11 protein-coding genes, 5 tRNA genes, 2 rRNA genes and 1 other annotated feature are annotated in these 18,682 nt (G+C 28.8%); of the genes, 16 read left to right on the forward strand and 2 right to left on the reverse strand.

The features are described 5' to 3' along the window. From K5V21_RS10510 to serS, 9 genes are all read left to right on the forward strand, one after another. A 23S ribosomal RNA gene (locus K5V21_RS10510) occupies positions 1–118 on the forward strand; the annotation flags it as partial. Positions 119–172: 54 nt separating this feature from the next. Continuing rightward, positions 173–289 (forward strand): 5S ribosomal RNA (gene rrf / locus K5V21_RS10515). 6 nt (positions 290–295) lie between these two features. After that, a tRNA-Ile gene (locus K5V21_RS10520) sits at positions 296–372 on the forward strand. 4 nt (positions 373–376) lie between these two features. Beyond that, positions 377–452, forward strand: a tRNA-Ala gene (locus tag K5V21_RS10525). 134 nt (positions 453–586) lie between these two features. After that, positions 587–1,093 (forward strand): HD domain-containing protein, encoded by a 507-nt coding sequence (locus tag K5V21_RS10530; protein WP_221861219.1) that lies wholly within the window; start codon positions 587–589, stop codon positions 1,091–1,093. A gap of 39 nt (positions 1,094–1,132) precedes the next feature. Beyond that, positions 1,133–1,642, forward strand: coding sequence for a transcription repressor NadR (locus K5V21_RS10535; protein WP_221861220.1), 510 nt, complete (start codon positions 1,133–1,135; stop codon positions 1,640–1,642). A gap of 36 nt (positions 1,643–1,678) precedes the next feature. After that, positions 1,679–3,094 (forward strand): NAD(P)/FAD-dependent oxidoreductase, encoded by a 1,416-nt coding sequence (locus K5V21_RS10540; RefSeq protein WP_221861221.1) that lies wholly within the window; start codon positions 1,679–1,681, stop codon positions 3,092–3,094. Positions 3,095–3,111: 17 nt separating this feature from the next. Continuing rightward, complete coding sequence (locus K5V21_RS10545) at positions 3,112–3,345, forward strand: DUF1667 domain-containing protein (protein WP_204594231.1); 234 nt, start codon at positions 3,112–3,114, stop codon at positions 3,343–3,345. 71 nt (positions 3,346–3,416) lie between these two features. After that, positions 3,417–3,623 (forward strand) — a binding site (T-box leader). Between the two features lie 69 nt (positions 3,624–3,692). Continuing rightward, positions 3,693–4,967, forward strand: a complete 1,275-nt coding sequence (serS, locus tag K5V21_RS10550) for a serine--tRNA ligase (RefSeq protein WP_221861222.1) — start codon at positions 3,693–3,695, stop codon at positions 4,965–4,967. Positions 4,968–5,029: 62 nt separating this feature from the next. Here serS and K5V21_RS10555 read toward each other — a convergent pair whose 3' ends face one another. Next, positions 5,030–5,842 (reverse strand): Cof-type HAD-IIB family hydrolase, encoded by an 813-nt coding sequence (locus K5V21_RS10555; protein ID WP_221861223.1) that lies wholly within the window; start codon positions 5,840–5,842, stop codon positions 5,030–5,032. Between the two features lie 153 nt (positions 5,843–5,995). Here K5V21_RS10555 and K5V21_RS10560 point away from each other — a divergent pair, with 153 nt between their 5' ends. The 7 genes from K5V21_RS10560 to K5V21_RS10590 all read left to right on the forward strand — a co-directional run bounded on the left by K5V21_RS10560 (position 5,996) and on the right by K5V21_RS10590 (position 17,211). Then, a complete protein-coding gene (locus tag K5V21_RS10560) occupies positions 5,996–8,587 on the forward strand; it encodes a YfhO family protein (protein ID WP_221861224.1) in 2,592 nt (863 codons plus the stop codon). Positions 8,588–8,792: 205 nt separating this feature from the next. After that, positions 8,793–8,883 (forward strand) — tRNA-Ser (locus K5V21_RS10565). Between the two features lie 327 nt (positions 8,884–9,210). Continuing rightward, positions 9,211–9,301, forward strand: a tRNA-Ser gene (locus tag K5V21_RS10570). Positions 9,302–9,329: 28 nt separating this feature from the next. Next, positions 9,330–9,420: transfer RNA gene (locus K5V21_RS10575), tRNA-Ser, on the forward strand. 116 nt (positions 9,421–9,536) lie between these two features. Then, on the forward strand, positions 9,537–12,986 hold the full coding sequence (gene addB / locus K5V21_RS10580) for a helicase-exonuclease AddAB subunit AddB (protein ID WP_221861225.1): 3,450 nt from the start codon (positions 9,537–9,539) through the stop codon (positions 12,984–12,986). A gap of 2 nt (positions 12,987–12,988) precedes the next feature. Next, on the forward strand, positions 12,989–16,705 hold the full coding sequence (gene addA, locus K5V21_RS10585; protein ID WP_221861226.1) for a helicase-exonuclease AddAB subunit AddA: 3,717 nt from the start codon (positions 12,989–12,991) through the stop codon (positions 16,703–16,705). Between the two features lie 86 nt (positions 16,706–16,791). Further along, positions 16,792–17,211 carry a GtrA family protein gene (locus K5V21_RS10590; RefSeq protein ID WP_221861227.1) on the forward strand — a complete coding sequence of 140 codons (420 nt, stop codon included), beginning with the start codon at positions 16,792–16,794 and terminating at the stop codon, positions 17,209–17,211. Between the two features lie 87 nt (positions 17,212–17,298). Here K5V21_RS10590 and K5V21_RS10595 read toward each other — a convergent pair whose 3' ends face one another. Then, positions 17,299–18,651, reverse strand: coding sequence for a CCA tRNA nucleotidyltransferase (locus K5V21_RS10595; protein ID WP_221861228.1), 1,353 nt, complete (start codon positions 18,649–18,651; stop codon positions 17,299–17,301). Positions 18,652–18,682 lie beyond the last annotated feature (31 nt).

The raw sequence follows: 18,682 nt of genomic DNA on the forward strand, positions 1-18,682 counted from the left end.
GATTTCCCATAGCGTAAGCTAGTAAGACCCCTTGAAGAACACAAGGTTGATAGGTCAGAGGTGTAAGCATAGCAATATGTTCAGCTGACTGATACTAATAGGTCGAGGGCTTGACCAATAAAAAAGACGATCAACAAAAATTCATGTGCAATTTTCAGAGAACAATCTGAAATCTGGTGATGATGGCATAGAGGAAACACTCCTTCCCATTCCGAACAGGAAAGTTAAGCTCTATAGCGCCAATGGTACTGCACGGGAGACTGTGTGGGAGAGTAGGACGTTGCCAGGTCCAATTGGATCTTTAGCTCAGTTGGTTAGAGCAACCGGCTCATAACCGGTAGGTCCGGGGTTCGAGTCCCTGAAGGTCCACCATTTTGGGGGTATAGCTCAGTTGGGAGAGCACCTGCCTTGCACGCAGGGGGTCAAGAGTTCGAATCTCTTTATCTCCACCAAATAGGTGGAAAGCTATGAACTTAGGTTCATAGCTTTTTTTGTTTATATAAAATTGATAAGATATAATCTAAATGATATTATAAAGTAAGAAATAAAATATTTTTAATGAATTTAAAGTTTTGAGGAATTAAAAATGATATATAGAGTTAAACAATTTTTTTGGCATGTAACTTCTAGATGGCAAAGTATAGACAATAAGCTAATAAAAAAATATTTAAACAAAAAAGAAATAGAAATATTTAATAGATTAAATGTATCCGAACAGCAACATTGTATTAGAGTTTGTAATGATGCATTAGAAAAAGTTAATAAAGAAAATATAGATATTAATAAGAATAAATTAGCAAAGGTGGCTCTTTTACATGATGTAGGAAAGACTATAAAATCATTAAATGTAATGGATAAGTCTATAATGGTAATATTGGATAAGTTCACTAAAGGAAGTCTTAGAAATTATACTAATATTAAAAAAATAGATGTGTATTATAATCATCCTAAAGAAGGTGTTAGAATATTAGAGGACTTATATAGATATGATAATGAGTTCCTAGAAGTAGTAAAGAAGCACCATAAAGAGTCTGAAGAATCAGAAGATAATATATATCTTAAAATAATAAGAGAGTGTGATAACAAAAATTAAGGATGCTAAAATTATTTAAGGAGGATATATAAGAGAAAAATGGATTCAAAGAAAAGAAGAGAAGATATTTTATTAAAATTAATAGAAAATAATGGTCCTATAAAAGGTACTGATTTTGCCAAAGTATATGGAGTTACTAGACAGATAATAGTTAAGGACATCGCTATATTAAGGGCAAGAGGAAATAAGATTATAGCTACTCCAGATGGGTACATTATAGCTAAAGAAGAAAATAGAGTTAAATCTATAATTGCAGTGTCTCATGATAGTGATAGTATTAGAGAAGAATTGGAGATAGTTATAAAGTATGGCGGAATTATAGAAGATGTAATTGTTGAACATCCTATGTATGGAGAAATAAAAGCTATGCTAATGATAAAAAATTTGAATGATATAAATAACTTTGTAGATAAATATAAGAATAACCATGCTAAGCCGCTATCAGTATTAACAAATGGCGTTCACATACATACCATTTCGGCTGATGATGAGGTTAATATGGATTTGATAAAGAAAGAGTTAAAAGATAAGGGGTTTGTAGTTTCTTAAATGACTACACTTTAAATATGGAGGTATATCAAAAGTATGGATTATGATGTATTGATACTAGGTGGAGGAATAGTTGGATGCGCTGTTGCATATGAGCTTTCAAAGTATAACCTTAATATAGCATTAATTGAAAAAGGATATGATGTTGCAGATGACATTGCTGTAGTAAATACTACTATTGTATATGATGGGTCAGAAACTTCTAATGAAGTTATGGCTGGATTTGAGAATATAGGGAGCGGTCTTATTAGGGAAGCTTGTGAGAAATTTAAAATTCCATATAAGAAAGTAGGCTCTCTTAGAATAGCTACTAATGATGCACAATGTGCTAAGCTTGAGGAAATGTATTTAAATGCAAAAGATAGAGGTATATCTGGAGTTAAATTAGTTAATGATAGTGAAATAAAAGAGATAGAGCCTAATTTAGATATAGAGGTAAAAAAGGCTTTATATTCAAAAAATACAGCTATAATAGCCCCTTATCACTTATCAATAGCATATGCAGAAGTAGCGGCTGATAACGGGGTTAATTTTAGGCTAGAAGAGGAAGTCTTAAATATATCTAAAATAACTACCAAAACAACTAAGGGATTTGATGTAATTACAAGCAAAAATAAATTTAAATGTAAGGTAGTTATAAATACTATTCCAGACGAAATATATGTTTATGATAATAACAGGATAGAAGAAAAATCAGAGGAAATAATTCAAAAGAAAATGAACTACTTTTTAGCTGAGGATAAAATTAAAAATAGTCTTAAAAAGATAGTTGTTAATGTTATTGATGAGCAAACATTTGTTATAAGTTCTCCTATGATTAATGGTGGTACTATGTTTGGTGTTAAGAATACAAATGTATTAGATACTAATAAGGGTGTTTATTTTAGTAAATGTATCGTACCTAGCGTAACTAAGGAAGACATTAGTGAAATGATTAGAGAAGTATATAAAAGAGACGAAATGGTTATTGATAATAGTAAATTCGATGATGGATATATAAGAGTTACTGGTAAGCATTATGGTAAAGTAACTATAGCGCCAGCTATTGCGCAGAGTATACGAAATGATATAGTCTACGGAATGAATTCTACATTAAAGAAAAATTTTGTTGATAAGAGAAGAGAATTTTATAGATTTAAAAATTTAAATAGGGATGAAATAAATGAAATAATAAATCTAGATAGAAGATATGGAAATATTATATGTGCATGTAATAAAGTAAGTGAAGGCGAAATTGTAGATTGTATTAGAAGACCACTTGGTGCTAGAACAGTTGAGGGAGTTAAAAAAAGAACAGGAGCTGGATATGGTAATTGCCATGGATCATATTGTATTAGAAAAATAGTAAATATATTGGCAAGGGAAATGGATAAAAGCCCAACTGATATAGTTAGAAATTCAAAGGATTCTAAAATTGTATCAGGAAGAATAAAGGAATTTGATGAGGTCTAGTTTAGGGAGGAATACTTTTGGGTAAGAAAGATATTTTCACTAGTGTTGTGAGAATTAAAGGAGATATTAAGCATAAGGTTGTACCTGTAAAGAGTAGTGATAAGGTTGATATAGCTTTATGGAAAGAGTTTTCTAAAGTTATAGGGAGAATATATGCAAGTACACCTATTAATACTGGAGATATTATATGTAAAAATATATTAAATACAGGTATAGATATTGTATGTAGTAAAAGAATAGATAATGAGTAACAAATATATTGAGTAAAATATTGACAAAGAAGCTTGGAATGTAATATATTAGAGATAATCGTATAAAATACTTTAAACCGATGATAAGGATAAGTAATTTTAATTAGGCTTTAAGAGAGTCAGTGGTTGGTGTAAACTGATAGTTTTAATTAACATGAATCCACCTTTGAGGGACTGTGAACACAAGCAGTACGGTGTGAATCGTTAAATTTATTAAGAGGATAAGGAAAATTTTCTTATCAATTAGGGTGGCAACGCGGAGTCTATTCGTCCCTGTATTAGGGATAATAGGCTCTTTTTATATGTAAAAAATTAAATGATTAAATAGATTTTAGGAGGAAATAGAAATGTTAGACTTAAAAAGAATAAGAAATAATCCAGAAGAAATTAAGTTAGCTTTAACTAACAGAGGAGAAGATTTTGATGTAACTATTATTGATGAATTAGTTAAATTAGATGAGGAAAGAAGAAATATTTTAAGTGAAGTTGAAGTATTAAAGAGTAAGAGAAATCAAGTTTCAGCGGAAATTCCAAAGCTTAAAAAGGCTGGAGAAGATGTAGCTCCAATAATGGCTGAGATGAAAGAGCTTGGAAATGAAATAAAAGAACATGATACTAAGCTTGCTGAAGTTAATGAGAAAATGGATTATATAATGCTTAGAATTCCAAACATACCAAATCCACAAGTACCAGAAGGGGACTCTGATGCTGATAATGTTGAGATTAAGAGATGGGGGGAAACTAGAGTATTTGAAGGCGAACCAAAGGCTCACTGGGATTTAGGAACAGACCTTGGTATACTTGATGCAGAAAGAGGCGGAAAGGTTGCAGGTTCAAGATTTACATTCTATAAAGGATTAGGAGCTAGACTTGAAAGAGCTGTTCTTAACTACTTTATGGATAAACATTCAGATGATCATGGTTATACTGAAATATTACCTCCTTATATGGTTAATAGAAATAGTATGACTGGAACTGGCCAATTACCTAAATTTGAAGATGATGCATTTAAAGTAGAGAATAATGGATTCTTCTTAATACCAACGGCAGAAGTACCAGTAACTAATATGTATAGAGATGAAGTATTAAATGGAGAGGACCTTCCAATAAAGCATGTTGCTTACTCAGCTTGCTTTAGAGCAGAAGCTGGATCAGCAGGTAGAGATACTAGAGGTCTTATAAGACAACATCAATTCAATAAAGTTGAATTGGTTAAATTCTCAAGACCAGAAGATTCATATGATGAATTAGAAAAGTTAGTTAGAGATGCTGAAGAAGTTCTAGAAGAGCTAGGATTACCATATAGAAAAGTTAGAATATGTAAGGGCGATTTAGGATTTACTGCAGCATTAAAGTTTGACTTAGAAGTTTGGATGCCAAGTTACAATAGATATGTTGAAATTTCAAGTTGTTCAAACTTTGAGGATTTCCAAGCTAGAAGAGCTAATATTAAATTTAGAGACGGAAAGGGTAAGCCTCAATTCGTTCATACATTAAATGGATCAGGATTAGCTGTAGGAAGAACAGTAGCAGCTATACTTGAAAACTACCAAAATGAAGATGGAACTGTTACAGTACCAGACGTTTTAAAGAGATATATGGGTGTGGATGTAATAAAGTAATATAAATTTATATACAGAATAGCAGGAATTTAATAAATCCCTGCTATTTTGTATGAATAATTTTATAAAGATAATGATTCTAAGTATTTAACAACTCCATCATTAACATTTGAGTCAATTATAGAAGTAGATAAGTCTTTTATGTCTTTTGCAGCATTTTTTACTGCATAACATTCATCAGATATCTCAAACATAGGAATATCATTTAAGTTATCACCAAAAGAGACTAATCTATCGAAGTTAAAAAGGCTCATGATTTCTTTTATGGAATTAGCTTTTGAAGATTTGTTACTATATATTTCTAGATTATAAAAACCTTCGTTATAAACATCTTTATAAGCAATAGCATATATATCTTCTATATCTTTTACTTTATTATATATATTCATTACAATATCTTTTTTATTTAGTAGTAAAAAATATAGAACATTTGAATCTTTAGGCAAAGAAGCATTTATAAAGGTTTTATGAGGACTTCCTGCTCGATCTTTTATAAATTTTTCTTCAACATGATTGTTAATTTTATCATAGTATGCGTTTATATGATTATCACAAAGTGTATATGATAATGCAGAAATTTTGTTTTCTGATAATATAGATAGTATTTTATCTACTGGATTAGGTAAAATAGGATTAAATTTTAAATATTTATTATTTTCTATATCATATATTGCAGCACCATTCATCACGACTACAGGTAGCCTGATATCAATATCTGATAATATAGGTACAACCGTTGCTGGAGTTCTTGCTGTTGCAATAGAAAAGTTCAAGCCATTTTTTATAAGATTTTGTAGATTGGATTTTGTATAGTTAGAAAGCTTAGCAGTGCTATCTAACAAGGTCCCATCTAAATCTGAAATATATAAATTCATAAAATTCCTCCGATTTCATTTAAAAGATAAATTTCCAATAATTATAATATAAATGGTTGTATTATTCAATTAATAAATATTATAATATAATTCGATGATAATGAATTAAATGTAATATTATGGATAATAATATATAGTAGTGGAGGCGAAAAAATGAAAAAAAATAAAAAAAGTAATGTAAGCATATACTTACTAGCATTTTTAATTCCTATAATAATAATGATAATAGTTTATGCTATTTCTAAAATATATCCCTTTGGTGATAAAACATTATTATTTAGAGATTTAAGAGGACAATATATAAGTTATTTTGGTGCTTTTAGAAATGCCTTATTAGGTGACGGGAGTTTATTATATTCATTTACAAAGGAGATGGGTGGAAATATGTTTGGGCTTACAGCTTACTATATGATGAGCCCATTTAATATAATTTTATTGTTATTTCCTAAGGAAATGATTACCGAAGCTATTTTAGTTATGACTTTATTAAAGATAGGATTGTGTGGATTAACATTATCAATATTTTTAAGAAAATCATTTAAAGAGTTTGGATATTTTTCGATTATATTCTCATCAGCTTATGCACTGATGGCTTACAGTACGATGTATCAATCAAATATTATGTGGTTAGATGGAGTTATATTACTTCCTTTAGTCTTACTTGGTATAAATAATATTGTAAATAATAAGAAAATTTTACTGTATATATTTACTTTAGCACTGAGCATAATAACTAATTTTTATATAGGATTTATAATATGTATTTTTTCAGTTATATATTTTATATATAAAATTGCTGTAGAAAATACGTATAATAAAAAAAAATTTTCTAAACTAGTTATTTATAATAGAATTAAATACTTTTTATTAGGCTCTATTTTAGGTGGAGCTCTTAGTTCATTTGTATTAATACCAACTGTATATGCACTATCAGGTGGAAAAGCTAAATTTGAATTTTTCTCAGCGCCAATACATTCAAATTTTAAAATATATGATATAGTATCTAAATTCTATATAAATGGATTAGTTAATAATGATATATTAAAGGGTTTACCTAATATATATTGTGGTATATTTATAGCTATTTTATTTATACTATATTTCTTTAATAAAGGCATAAAAAGAGGAGAAAAAATTTGCTCAATTATAGTTGTTGGAATTTTATTAGTTAGCTTTTATGTAAATAAAATTGATTATATATGGCATGGATTCAATAAGCCTGTTGGATTCCCGTATAGGTATTCATTTATATTTAGTTTTTTTATGATATTACTAGCATACAAGGCTTATATAAACATAAAGAACACATCAAATAGATCAATATTAATAACATTAATATTGATCTGCATAACGTCATTGTTTATGTTTAAAATGAATTATGTTTATCTATCAAACTTTAATATTATAGTAAGTACAATATTAGCAATAGTGTACTGTATATTACTTATAATTAATAAAAATAAAATGAGCTTAGATAATATACTTACATTTTTTATAATTATACTAATGCTTGGAGAACTTGGGATACATGCATTAGAGATAAATATGAGATTAGACTATGCTAAAAGAAGTGAATTTGTAGAATATAATTTAGAGCTAAACAATATTTTAAGTGATATAAAAAGCAAAGATAATAGTTTTTATAGAGTAAGTAAGAGTTTTGGATATAATATTAATGACCCTATGCTTTTAAATTATAATGGATTATCTCACTTTAGCTCAATGTATAAGGTATATGTAAAAGATTTTTTAGGTAAAATGGGATATATAGCAAATGATGTTTGGTTTTTGGATGGTATGACTTCAACAATAATATCAAATTCATTATTAGATGCTAAATATATATTATCTAAAAAGGGAGAGGAAAACTTATATAATGATTATTATAAGCTATTGGGGAATGATAATGGAATAAACGTATATGAAAATCCTTATTATCTTCCATTAGGTTTTATGGTAAATAAGAATATTGTTAATTTAAATGTAGAAGATGAAAAGAATCCATTTAAGTTACAAGAGGATATAGTAGATTCTATGATTAAGGATAATGATGGAAATAATTATTATAAAATAGATGATTATAACGTCAAATTAACGAACTTAAATGTTAAAGATATAAATGGAGATAAAGAGTATACTAAAAAAAATGAGAATAAGCCAGCATATATAGAATTTACTATAAAGAATCGAAATAGTGGTCCTTTATATGCCTTTATTCAAACTAATAAAGCTTATGAAGCACAAATATATATTAACAATAATAAGTTAACATATTTTTCATCTAATAATTATAAAATTATACCTTTAGGTAAGCAAAAGATTGGTGAGAAATTGAATTTTAAAATTGAGCTTAAAGGAGATAAATTTAATATAAAAAATCAATATTTTTATTACTTAAATATAAATAATTACGAAAAAGATTATAAAGAGATGTCTAAAAATAAATATGATATAAGTTACTTTAGTAATACTAATATAAAGGGAACTGTAAAATCATCTAATTCAAAAAATGTGTTATACACATCAATTCCATATGATGAGGGATGGACTGTTAGTATTGATGGTAAGGAAGTTCCAAAAATAAAATTACTTGATTCATTAATAGGAGTAAATGTGCCAACTGGAGTACATGAAGTTGAGTTTAAATTTGTTCCTGAAGGTCTACGTTTAGGGAGTATAATATCAATAGTAGCATTAGGAGTAATAATAATAGGAGGTCTTTATAAGAAAAAAAGAAGTAATTAATTTATATAAGTATATATAAATTTATATTTAGAAGACTCATATAAATAAATTAAAGAATATTAGCTAGATATCTTATAAATTATACATAAGATATCTAGTATTTATTTAATAGAATATTCAGCAATAAAAGTTTTTTTAGGAAAAGTTTCGAAAATTAGTTGACATAAAAAATATATGTTGATATAATTCTACTTGTATTTCGCATGGAGAGATGGTCGAGTTGGTTTAAGGCACCGGTCTTGAAAACCGGCGTACCTTCACGGGTACCGTGGGTTCGAATCCCACTCTCTCCGCCAGAGAGCATAACCTGTTCGTAAGAACAGGTTTTTTCCATATAAAAATAAGTTGATTAATGAAGAATATAAAACTGATAAAAAGTATAGAGTGATATGTAAAATATAAATTTGCATAATGATTTTAATATTTAAGATTCAAGAGCACATAATCAGTTTATATTTTATAGTTAACTTTATTAAAATAGAGCCTAGTGATTAAAATATATTAAGTGAAGACACTAAGATTTATCTTGGTGTCTTTACTATTTTATTATTATGAAAAAAAGTTTTAGAAAAAGTGTTGACAGTATATTACCTTGTTGCTATAATAGTAAATGTCTTTGATACGGAGAGATGGTCGAGTTGGTTTAAGGCACCGGTCTTGAAAACCGGCGTACCTTCACGGGTACCGTGGGTTCGAATCCCACTCTCTCCGCCACATATATTTTTTAATATAGAAGGCACTTGGAGAATTACTCAAGTGGCTGAAGAGGCGCCCCTGCTAAGGGCGTAGGTCGGGCAACTGGCGCCCGGGTTCAAATCCCGGATTCTCCGCCATAAAGCATCTAACTTTTTGTTAGGTGCTTTTTTTATATATTAAATTATTTTGTTAGATAAATTATGTAATTAGGATATAATTAAAATATGTAAATTAAAGAAATAGGAGTTTAGTTATGGGAATAAGATTTATTTATGGGAGAGCAGGAAGTGGAAAAAGTAGATTTTGCTTAGACCAGATAAGAAAAAAATTAGATAATAAAGAACAAAATAAGTTAATATTATTAGTTCCAGAACAATATACATTCCAAACAGAAAATAAACTTTTAGATATAGCTGGAGAAAGGGCACTTTTAAGAGCTCAAGTTTTAAGCTTTAAGAGTATGGCACAAAGAGTCTTTGATGAATGTGGCGGAAGAGTTCATCAAAATATGAAAGATGAAGGAAAGAGTATGCTTATTTATAAGCTTCTTCAAGAAAAAGGTGAGGAACTTGAGTACTTTAATAAGATAGCTAGACAACAAGGATTTATTGATATAGTATCAAAAACTCTTACGGAATTTAAAAAGTATAATATTTCCCAGGAAGTATTATTAGATGGAGCGGAGAGAGCTGAAGATGAAGAATTAAAAGAAAAGCTTAATGATTTAGCTGATCTTTATAATGAATATAATAGAAGAATCGAAAATAATGTAATAGATGGAGATGATGAGCTTACTATACTAGCTAATAAGCTTAAAGGTTGTAATATTTATGAAGGTGCGGAAATATGGATTGATGAATTTACAACATTTACTCCACAACAGCTTGATGTGATTAGAGAATTAGCCTTTAGTGCAAGCAAAATAAATATAACTTTATGTATGGATGAGTCAGGTAATGGAAAAGACTCTGAAGTAACAGATATATTTAATGCATTAAAGAGTACAGAAAATAGAATTATTAAGCTTATGGAGGAAAATAACATAGGTTACTTAGAGCCTATAAATTTAAATAAGGAATATCCTTACAGATTTAAAGATAGTGAGGAATTAAAGCATATAGAGAAGCATTTCTTTACTTATCCTTTTAGAATTTATAGTGGAAAAAATAAAGATGTAAGATTATATAAAGCTAATAATAGTTATGATGAAATTGATATGATAGCTAAAGACATTATTAGGTTAGTTAGAGATAAAGAATATAGATATAAAGATATAGCGGTTGTTTGTAGAGATATTGGAGCATACGAGAAGATAACTTCTGTAGTATTTAATCAATATGATATACCATACTTCTTAGATAAAAAGATAGAAGTTTTAAGTAATCCATTAGTTATATTAATAATGTCAGCCTTTGAGATTTTTATACAAAATTGGTCATATGAAAGTGTATTTAAGTATTTAAAAAGTGGACTTATAAAAATTGATAGGAACTACATTGATATTCTTGAGAATTATATATTAGCTCATGGATTGAAAGGATACAGATGGACTACGGCAGAAGTTAATGATGGATATTTTGGGAGTGAGGATGTTTATGAGAATCAAGATGAGTTATTAATAAAAGAAATAATGGAAGAAGTACGAGCACCTCTTATGACATTCCATAAAAAAATAAAAGGTGAGAAATCTGTTAGAGAAGTCTGTACTGCTATATATGAATTATTACTAGAATTAGATGTATTTAATAGAATAGGTGAGTGGATAGAAACATTTAGTGAAGAAGGCCTAGAGGGGAAAATTAAAGAGTATGAGCAAGTTCCATCAATGGTTATGGAGATATTAGATCAAGCAGTCGATGTAATTGGAGATGATGAGGTATCACCAAAAGAGTTTTATAAGGTCCTAAATGCAGGATTTGAAACTAAGGAGATAGGTGTTATACCAGTTGCTTTAGATCAAGTTAATATAGGTGATATTGCAAGAGTTAAGGGAAGAGAAGTAAAGGCACTTTATATTGTTGGAGTTAATGATGGGGTATTACCAGGGGCAAGTAAGGATGAAGGGATACTATCAGATAGAGATAGAGATATATTAAAGGATATGGGAATAGAGCTTGCATCAACAACTAAGGCAAGGGTATTTGAAGAACAGTATATGGTTTATACTGCACTTACTATACCAAGTAGATATTTAATGGTTACTTATCCTATGGCAGATTTTGAAGGTAAGTCCCTTAGACCATCAATTATAATACCTAGGTTAAAAAGAATTCTTAGCAATTTAAAAGAAGAGAGTGATATATTCAATTACCCTCAAAAATATGATGAATTTAATAAAATAACAACTCCGGTACCAACCTTTAATGAACTTATATTAGCACTTAGAAAGCAGGCTGATAGAGAAGAAGTTGATGGTTATTGGAGAGATGTATTTAGCTGGTATATGAAGCATGAAGGTTTTGAACAGAAGACTAGTACAATATTCAAAGGTATAGATTATTCCAACACAGGAGAGGTTATTCCAAGAGAAAAGATTAGGAAACTGTACCAAAATGAAAATGGCAATTTAAGATTTAGTGTTTCAAGGCTTGAAAAGTATGCGGAATGTCCATTTTCATATTTTGTTCAATATGGATTGAAAGCTAAAGATAGAAAGATATATGAGTTTTCTGCACCAGATTTGGGCTCATTTATGCATGAAATATTAGATAAGTTTACTAATAAAGTTAAAGAAGAAAAATTAACATGGTCAGAATTAAATAGAGAAAAATGCAGAGAAATAGTTGGAAGTTTAATTGATGTGAAACTTAAAGAAGATGCTAATTCAATACTTAATAGTACAAAGAGATATAAGTACTTTACTGATAGATTTAAAAGAGTTATTACAAAATCAGTATCAATTATTTCGGAGCAAATGAAAAGAGGAGAATTCGAAGTATTTAGAAATGAATTTGAATTTGGATCAATGGATGGTGGAGAGCCAATAAAGCTTGATTTACCTACTGGAGAAAGAGTTTATCTAACTGGTAGAATAGATAGAATTGATACATTAAATATGGATGGTAATACTTATCTTAGAGTAATAGATTATAAATCTGGAGCTAAGAAGTTTGACTTAACAGAATTATATTATGGAATTCAAATTCAATTATTAGTGTACTTAGATGCGCTACTTAGAAATTCAGAACATATTTTAAATACAGGTGCTGTACCAGGTGCAATACTTTATTTTAAAATAGATGACCCTATAATAAAGAGTAATAAAGGATTAGATGATGAAGAAATTCAAAAGCAAGTTTTAGATAGACTTAAAATGAATGGTCTTATATTAAAGGATGCTAAGCTTGTAAGGGCAATGGATAACACTATGGAAACATATTCTCTTATAATTCCGGCTAGTTTCAAAAAAGATGGAGATTTTTCATCAAGAAGTTCTGTTGCAACAGAGGAGCAATTTAACATACTAAGAGAATATGTAAATATGAAGATGATAGAGCTTTGTACTGATATGTTAAGTGGAAAGATAAAAATAGAGCCAACTAAAAATAGTCAACGAGTATATTGTAATTATTGCGATTACTCAGCTATATGTCAGTTTGATACTAGTATAAAAGATAATAAATATAAGCTTATTATAAAGAAGAGTGATGATGAGGTATGGCAAAAAATTGAGAAGCAAGTTAAAGGGGAGGAGGAAGGATAGTAATGGGAGAAACAAAATGGACCAATGAACAATTGGAAGCAATAAAAACTAGAAGATGTAATCTCTTAGTAGCAGCTGCAGCAGGTTCAGGTAAGACTGCTGTATTAGTTGAAAGAATTATAAGGATTGTAACAGATATAGAGAATCCTATAGATATAGATAGGCTTTTAGTAGTTACATTCACAAGTGCAGCGGCTTCAGAGATGAGAGAAAGAATAGCTGCTGCAATAACAAAAGAGCTTGAAAGAAACCCTAGCTCTAAAATCCTTCAAAGACAATTAACACTTTTAAGTAGAGCCAATATAACAACTATGCATTCCTTTTGTTTAGATGTTATAAAAAATAACTTCCATACTATAGATTTAGATCCTGCCTTTAGAATCGGTGATGAGACAGAAGGTACACTATTAAAAAATGAAATCATAGATGAGTTATTTGAGGACTTATATGAAAATGATGATAAAGAGTTTTTCAATTTAGTTGAAGCTTACTCAGGAAGTAAGGATGATGAGAAACTTAAAGAGATAATATTAGGTTTATATAGATTCTCAATGAGTGGACCTTGGCCAGGAAGATGGCTTAAGGAAAAGGCTGAAGAATTTAATATTAAATCTTTGGATGAACTAGATGATACAGTGTGGGTTAAAGTGCTAAAAAATGATATAGGAATGGAAGTTGATAGCTTTATAAATATGTATCATAAAGCGATTGATGTTATATCAAATACTAAAGGAATAGAACCATACTTAGATGTATTTAACGACGAATTATCAGCACTTATTAACTTAAAGGATGGTTTAAATGAAGGGCTTAATGATATTTATAATGGGCTTTCTAAGGTATCATTTGGAAGACTTAAATCTATAAGAAAAAATAATGTAAGTGATCCAGAAGCACAAGAGTTAGTTAAGGGCATTAGAGATCAAGTAAAGAAAAAGATAGGAAAGCTTAAAGATGAAGTATTTTCTATGACTCCAGAGGAATCTTTAGATGGAATAAAAGCTTCATATCCATTTATGAAAAAGCTTGTAGAAATCACATTAGATTTTTCTAAGAGATTTAGTGAGAGTAAAAAAGAAAGAAATATGCTTGATTTTAATGACTTAGAGCATTTATGTTTAAAGATTCTTATAGAAGAAGATGAAGATGGAGAGATAAAGCCGTCTAAAGTAGCTGAGAATTTTAGAGAATTCTTTGATGAAGTGTTAGTAGATGAATATCAAGATTCAAACAATGTCCAAGAGGCTATTATAAATCTTGTATCAAGAAAGAGTACTAATAATCCAAATGTATTTATGGTTGGAGATGTTAAGCAGAGTATATATAGATTTAGACAGGCAAAGCCAGAGTTATTTTTAGAAAAGTATAATACTTATTCTAAAGAAGAAGGTGGTCTTGATAGAGTTATACAACTTTATAAGAATTTTAGAAGTAGAGAAGAAGTTATAAATGGAGTTAATTTTATCTTTAAAGAAGTTATGTCAACTAGTGTTGGAGAGCTTGAATATACAGATGAAGAATCTCTAAATTTAGGTGCAAGTTTTAAAGAAGTGAAAGAAGATAAGTGTTATGCAGGTGGACCTATTGAACTTCATATATTAGATAAAAATGATACTAGAGATTTAGATGAAATAGAAGATGACGAAGATATAGATTCAATAAACTTAGAAGCTAGAGTTGTAGCTAAAAGGATTAATGAACTTATGTCACAGCAAAATGAAAAGAATTTTAGGGTATTAGATAAAGATACAGGAGAGTACAGACCCCTTAAATATAAAGATATAGTAATACTTTTAAGAGCAACAAAAAACTGGTCAGAAATATTTTTAGATGAATTAGGATTAGAAGGGATACCTGTTTATGCAGATACAGGTTCTGGATATTTTGAATCAATAGAAATTAGAACTATAATGTCACTTCTTAAAATTATAGATAATCCACTTCAGGATGTACCTATGATTGCAGTATTAAAATCACCTTTTATGAACTTTACAGCTGAAGAACTTAGTGATATTAGAATGATAAATAGAGATAAATATTTCTATGAAAATATAATTTCTATTTCAAAAGATGAAGAAGAGGCTACCGATGAACTTAAAAGTAAGTGTGATAAGCTAGTTAATTACCTTGATAAGTGGAGAAATAAATCTGTATACATGCCAATAGATGAATTTATTTGGTATCTATATATGGATACTGCTTACTATGGATATGTTGGTGCTATGCCAAATGGAGTATTAAGACAGGCAAATTTAAAGATACTATTCCAAAGGGCAAAGCAATATGAGCAAACTAGTTTTAAGGGTCTATTTAATTTTATAAATTTCATAAATAAGCTCAGAAAATCATCAGGAGATATGGGAAGTGCAAAAATATTAGGTGAAAATGAAGATGTAGTTAGAATTATGAGTATTCATAAAAGTAAGGGATTAGAGTTCCCTGTTGTATTTTTAGCTGGAGCTGGAAAACAATTTAACTTAATGGATTTAAATAATTCAATTCTTCACCATGATGATTTAGGATTTGGTCCAGATTATATAAATTTAGAAAAGAGAATTAGTTATGGAACGCTACCTAAGGAAGCTATAAAGAAGAAAATTAGGTTGGAAACTTTATCTGAAGAAATGAGGATATTATATGTTGCATTTACTAGAGCAAAAGAGAAATTAATTATAACTGGAGCTACTCGTGATATAGATAAAGCTGTGGAAAAGTGGTTTCAATCTGCAAGCATAGAACAAAAAAGAATATCCCCAGCTGAAGTATTTAAGGGGAAAAGTTATTTAGATTGGATTGGAATGGCTCTTTGCCAACATAAAGATGGTGAGGTAATTAGGGAAAGAATAGGAGTATCAAATGAAATAGCTAAAGACGACTTATCCACATGGAAGGTTAAATTATGGGATAGAAATGATATAATTGTGGAAAAAAAATTAGAGGTTGTGGATGAAATTTCTATTGATGATGAGTTGTTTATAAATTGCAAAGAAGAAACTGTGGATAAAGAAATAGAAAGAAGACTTGGATATAGATACAAATTTAAAGAATCAACAACTATTAAAAGTAATTTTTCTGTTTCAGATTTAAAAAAGGCTGGATATGAGGCTGAAGTCGATTATAGTGGGGAAAGATTATTTAAAGAAGAGGTTGTTTTAAAGCCAAGATTCCTTCAAGAAGAAAAGGGATTATCAGGAGCTGAAAAAGGTACAGCAGTTCACTTTGTAATGCAAAAGATAGATTATGAAAGAATAGATTCATTAAAGGAAATAAAATTACAACTTGAAGAAATGGTCCAAAATGAGCTTTTGATTAAGGATGAATTTAAGGCTGTTAATCCATTTAAAATATTTAATTTCTTTAGAAGTGAAATAGGAAAGAGAATACTAAAGGTATACAAAGATAGGGGGATGGTTCATAGAGAATTACCATTCTACACAAGTATAAGTGCTAAAGAAGTAAAAGAGGATTTATCAGATGAATCAATTAATGAGAAAGTAAGACTTCAAGGGGTAATAGACCTTTTCTTTGAAGAGGATGGAGAGATAGTTCTTGTAGATTATAAAACTGATTATGTTAAAGATAATATAGAAGAAGAGATGAAGAAGAAATATAAGGTTCAGCTTGATTATTATACTGAAGCATTAGAAAAAATAACAGGTAAAAAAATAAAGAGTAGATATCTTTATCTATTTTATCCAGAAGAGGAAATCGAGATTTAATTTTAAATAAAATATGATGAAAAGAAAGAGTTATGATATTATAGATTAATGTAGAGTAGTTCTTAAGGAGTTTTTAGGAGGAAATTATGTTGGAGAAATTTATTGGATTATATAATAAGTTTAAAGAACAAATATTATATATAGTATTTGGCGTATTAACTACAGCAATTAATATCATAAGCTTTTTCTTATGTACAAGATTATTTGGAATTGGATTAATGGCAAGTAACATAATAGCATGGATAGCTTCTGTAATTTTTGCATTTGTAACTAATAAAATATATGTATTTGATAGTAGAAATTATAGTTTAAAGGTAGTAACTAAAGAATTAGTTGATTTTACTATATCAAGAGGAGCAACAGGTGTCTTAGATATGGGACTTATGTATTTGTTTGTATCGGTTATTCATATAGAAGATATGGCGAGTAAGATTATAATAAATATTATTGTTATTATATTAAATTATATATTAAGTAAACTATATGTATTTAAAAAAAGAGCTTAACTTAGATTTCTAAGTTAAGCTCTTTCTTTGGCCTATTTAGATTAATTTAGCTCTAATACAACCTTATTATTTTTATTAATAAGATTTTTATTTTGTATTATCTAGATTTTTTAGATATTCTTTCGCTTCTCTTAATAGAATATCTTTATTATTTAAATCGGGATCATCCAGAACTAATTGAAGAATATGGTTAAGTGTATCTCCAATAATTTTTCCAGGGACTAGAGATAATTCGCTTATTAATGTACCTCCATCTATAGCTAAGTCCTTAGTAGACATTGGAGCTTTTGATTCTAAAATAAGTTTGGTTTTATCCTTCATAATATTAAGTTTAGATAATGCTTCGTCAGGAATTTTAAGTGATTTTATATCTGCTTCCTGAAGAGAATATAGTAAGTGAATATTATCTACTGATACTCTATTTATAAGCCTTTTTATTGCCACGTTACTTGGATTATCTAAAACATTCATATGCTCTTTAATAAGAATGCATACAGTTTTAATTGTTTTATTATCAAAGTGTAATCTAGTTAATATTTTTTCAGTAATTTCTTCGCTAATATTGTTATGTTCAAAGAACCTTCCATTACCATCATCATCAATAAAGAAAAAATCTGGTTTTCCTATATCATGAAATAATGCAGAAAGTCTTAATATTAAATTATTTGGAGTATTCTCAACTACAGATAGTGTATGCTTAAATACATCTTCATGATGATATTTATTTCTTTGATTAAAACCTATAAGTGGTATTAATTCTGGAATTATTATATTTAAAACTCCACAATCTCTTAAAAGAATAAGTCCTTTTCGTGGATTATCGGATATTAATATCTTACAAAGTTCATCACGTATCCTTTCAGCACTTATATTTTTAAGTAACTCTTTATTTTTCTTAATGGCATTTAAAGTATTTTCTTCAATTTCAAAATTTAATTGAGCAGAAAATCTTATAGCACGCATTATTCTAAGAGCATCTTCATTAAATCGTTTATCACTATTACCCACTGTTCTTATAATTCTATTTTTAAGATCTTCTAGTCCGTTAAAATAATCTTTAAGACCTTCTCTAGAATTATAAGCAAAGGCATTTATAGTAAAGTCCCTTCTTGAAAGGTCATCTTTAATATCTGTAACAAAAGAGATTTCATCAGGTCTTCGATTATCCTTATATTTACCTTCAACCCTATATGTTGTAACTTCGAAAGGATCTTTATCAATAAGTACTGTTATAGTGCCATGTTTGATACCTGTTGGGATTGTCTTGTCAAAAAGTGATTCGGTTATTGTTGGTGTAGCAGAAGTTGCAATATCATAATCCTTAGGGTCTTTTAAAAGTAAAGAATCTCTTATGCAGCCTCCTACAATAAACGCTTCATAATTATTTTCATAAAATGTATCTATTATAAATTTAACTTTATCAGGAATATTTATATTCATAATTTCCTCCTATAATATTAAAATACCTTAT

This window comes from Clostridium sardiniense (assembly GCF_019753795.1).
Taxonomy (GTDB): Bacteria; Bacillota; Clostridia; order Clostridiales; family Clostridiaceae; genus Clostridium; species Clostridium sardiniense.

Excerpts from the sequence above, each read along its gene's own strand:
- K5V21_RS10555 (WP_221861223.1), bottom strand. The coding sequence starts at position 5,842 with ATGAATTTATATATTTCAGATTTAGATGGGACCTTGTTAGATAGCACT.
- K5V21_RS10595 (WP_221861228.1), bottom strand. The coding sequence starts at position 18,651 with ATGAATATAAATATTCCTGATAAAGTTAAATTTATAATAGATACATTT.
- serS (WP_221861222.1), top strand. The coding sequence starts at position 3,693 with ATGTTAGACTTAAAAAGAATAAGAAATAATCCAGAAGAAATTAAGTTA.
- addB (WP_221861225.1), top strand. The coding sequence starts at position 9,537 with ATGGGAATAAGATTTATTTATGGGAGAGCAGGAAGTGGAAAAAGTAGA.
- K5V21_RS10560 (WP_221861224.1), top strand. The coding sequence starts at position 5,996 with ATGAAAAAAAATAAAAAAAGTAATGTAAGCATATACTTACTAGCATTT.
- K5V21_RS10590 (WP_221861227.1), top strand. The coding sequence starts at position 16,792 with ATGTTGGAGAAATTTATTGGATTATATAATAAGTTTAAAGAACAAATA.
- K5V21_RS10540 (WP_221861221.1), top strand. The coding sequence starts at position 1,679 with ATGGATTATGATGTATTGATACTAGGTGGAGGAATAGTTGGATGCGCT.
- K5V21_RS10535 (WP_221861220.1), top strand. The coding sequence starts at position 1,133 with ATGGATTCAAAGAAAAGAAGAGAAGATATTTTATTAAAATTAATAGAA.
- addA (WP_221861226.1), top strand. The coding sequence starts at position 12,989 with ATGGGAGAAACAAAATGGACCAATGAACAATTGGAAGCAATAAAAACT.
- K5V21_RS10530 (WP_221861219.1), top strand. The coding sequence starts at position 587 with ATGATATATAGAGTTAAACAATTTTTTTGGCATGTAACTTCTAGATGG.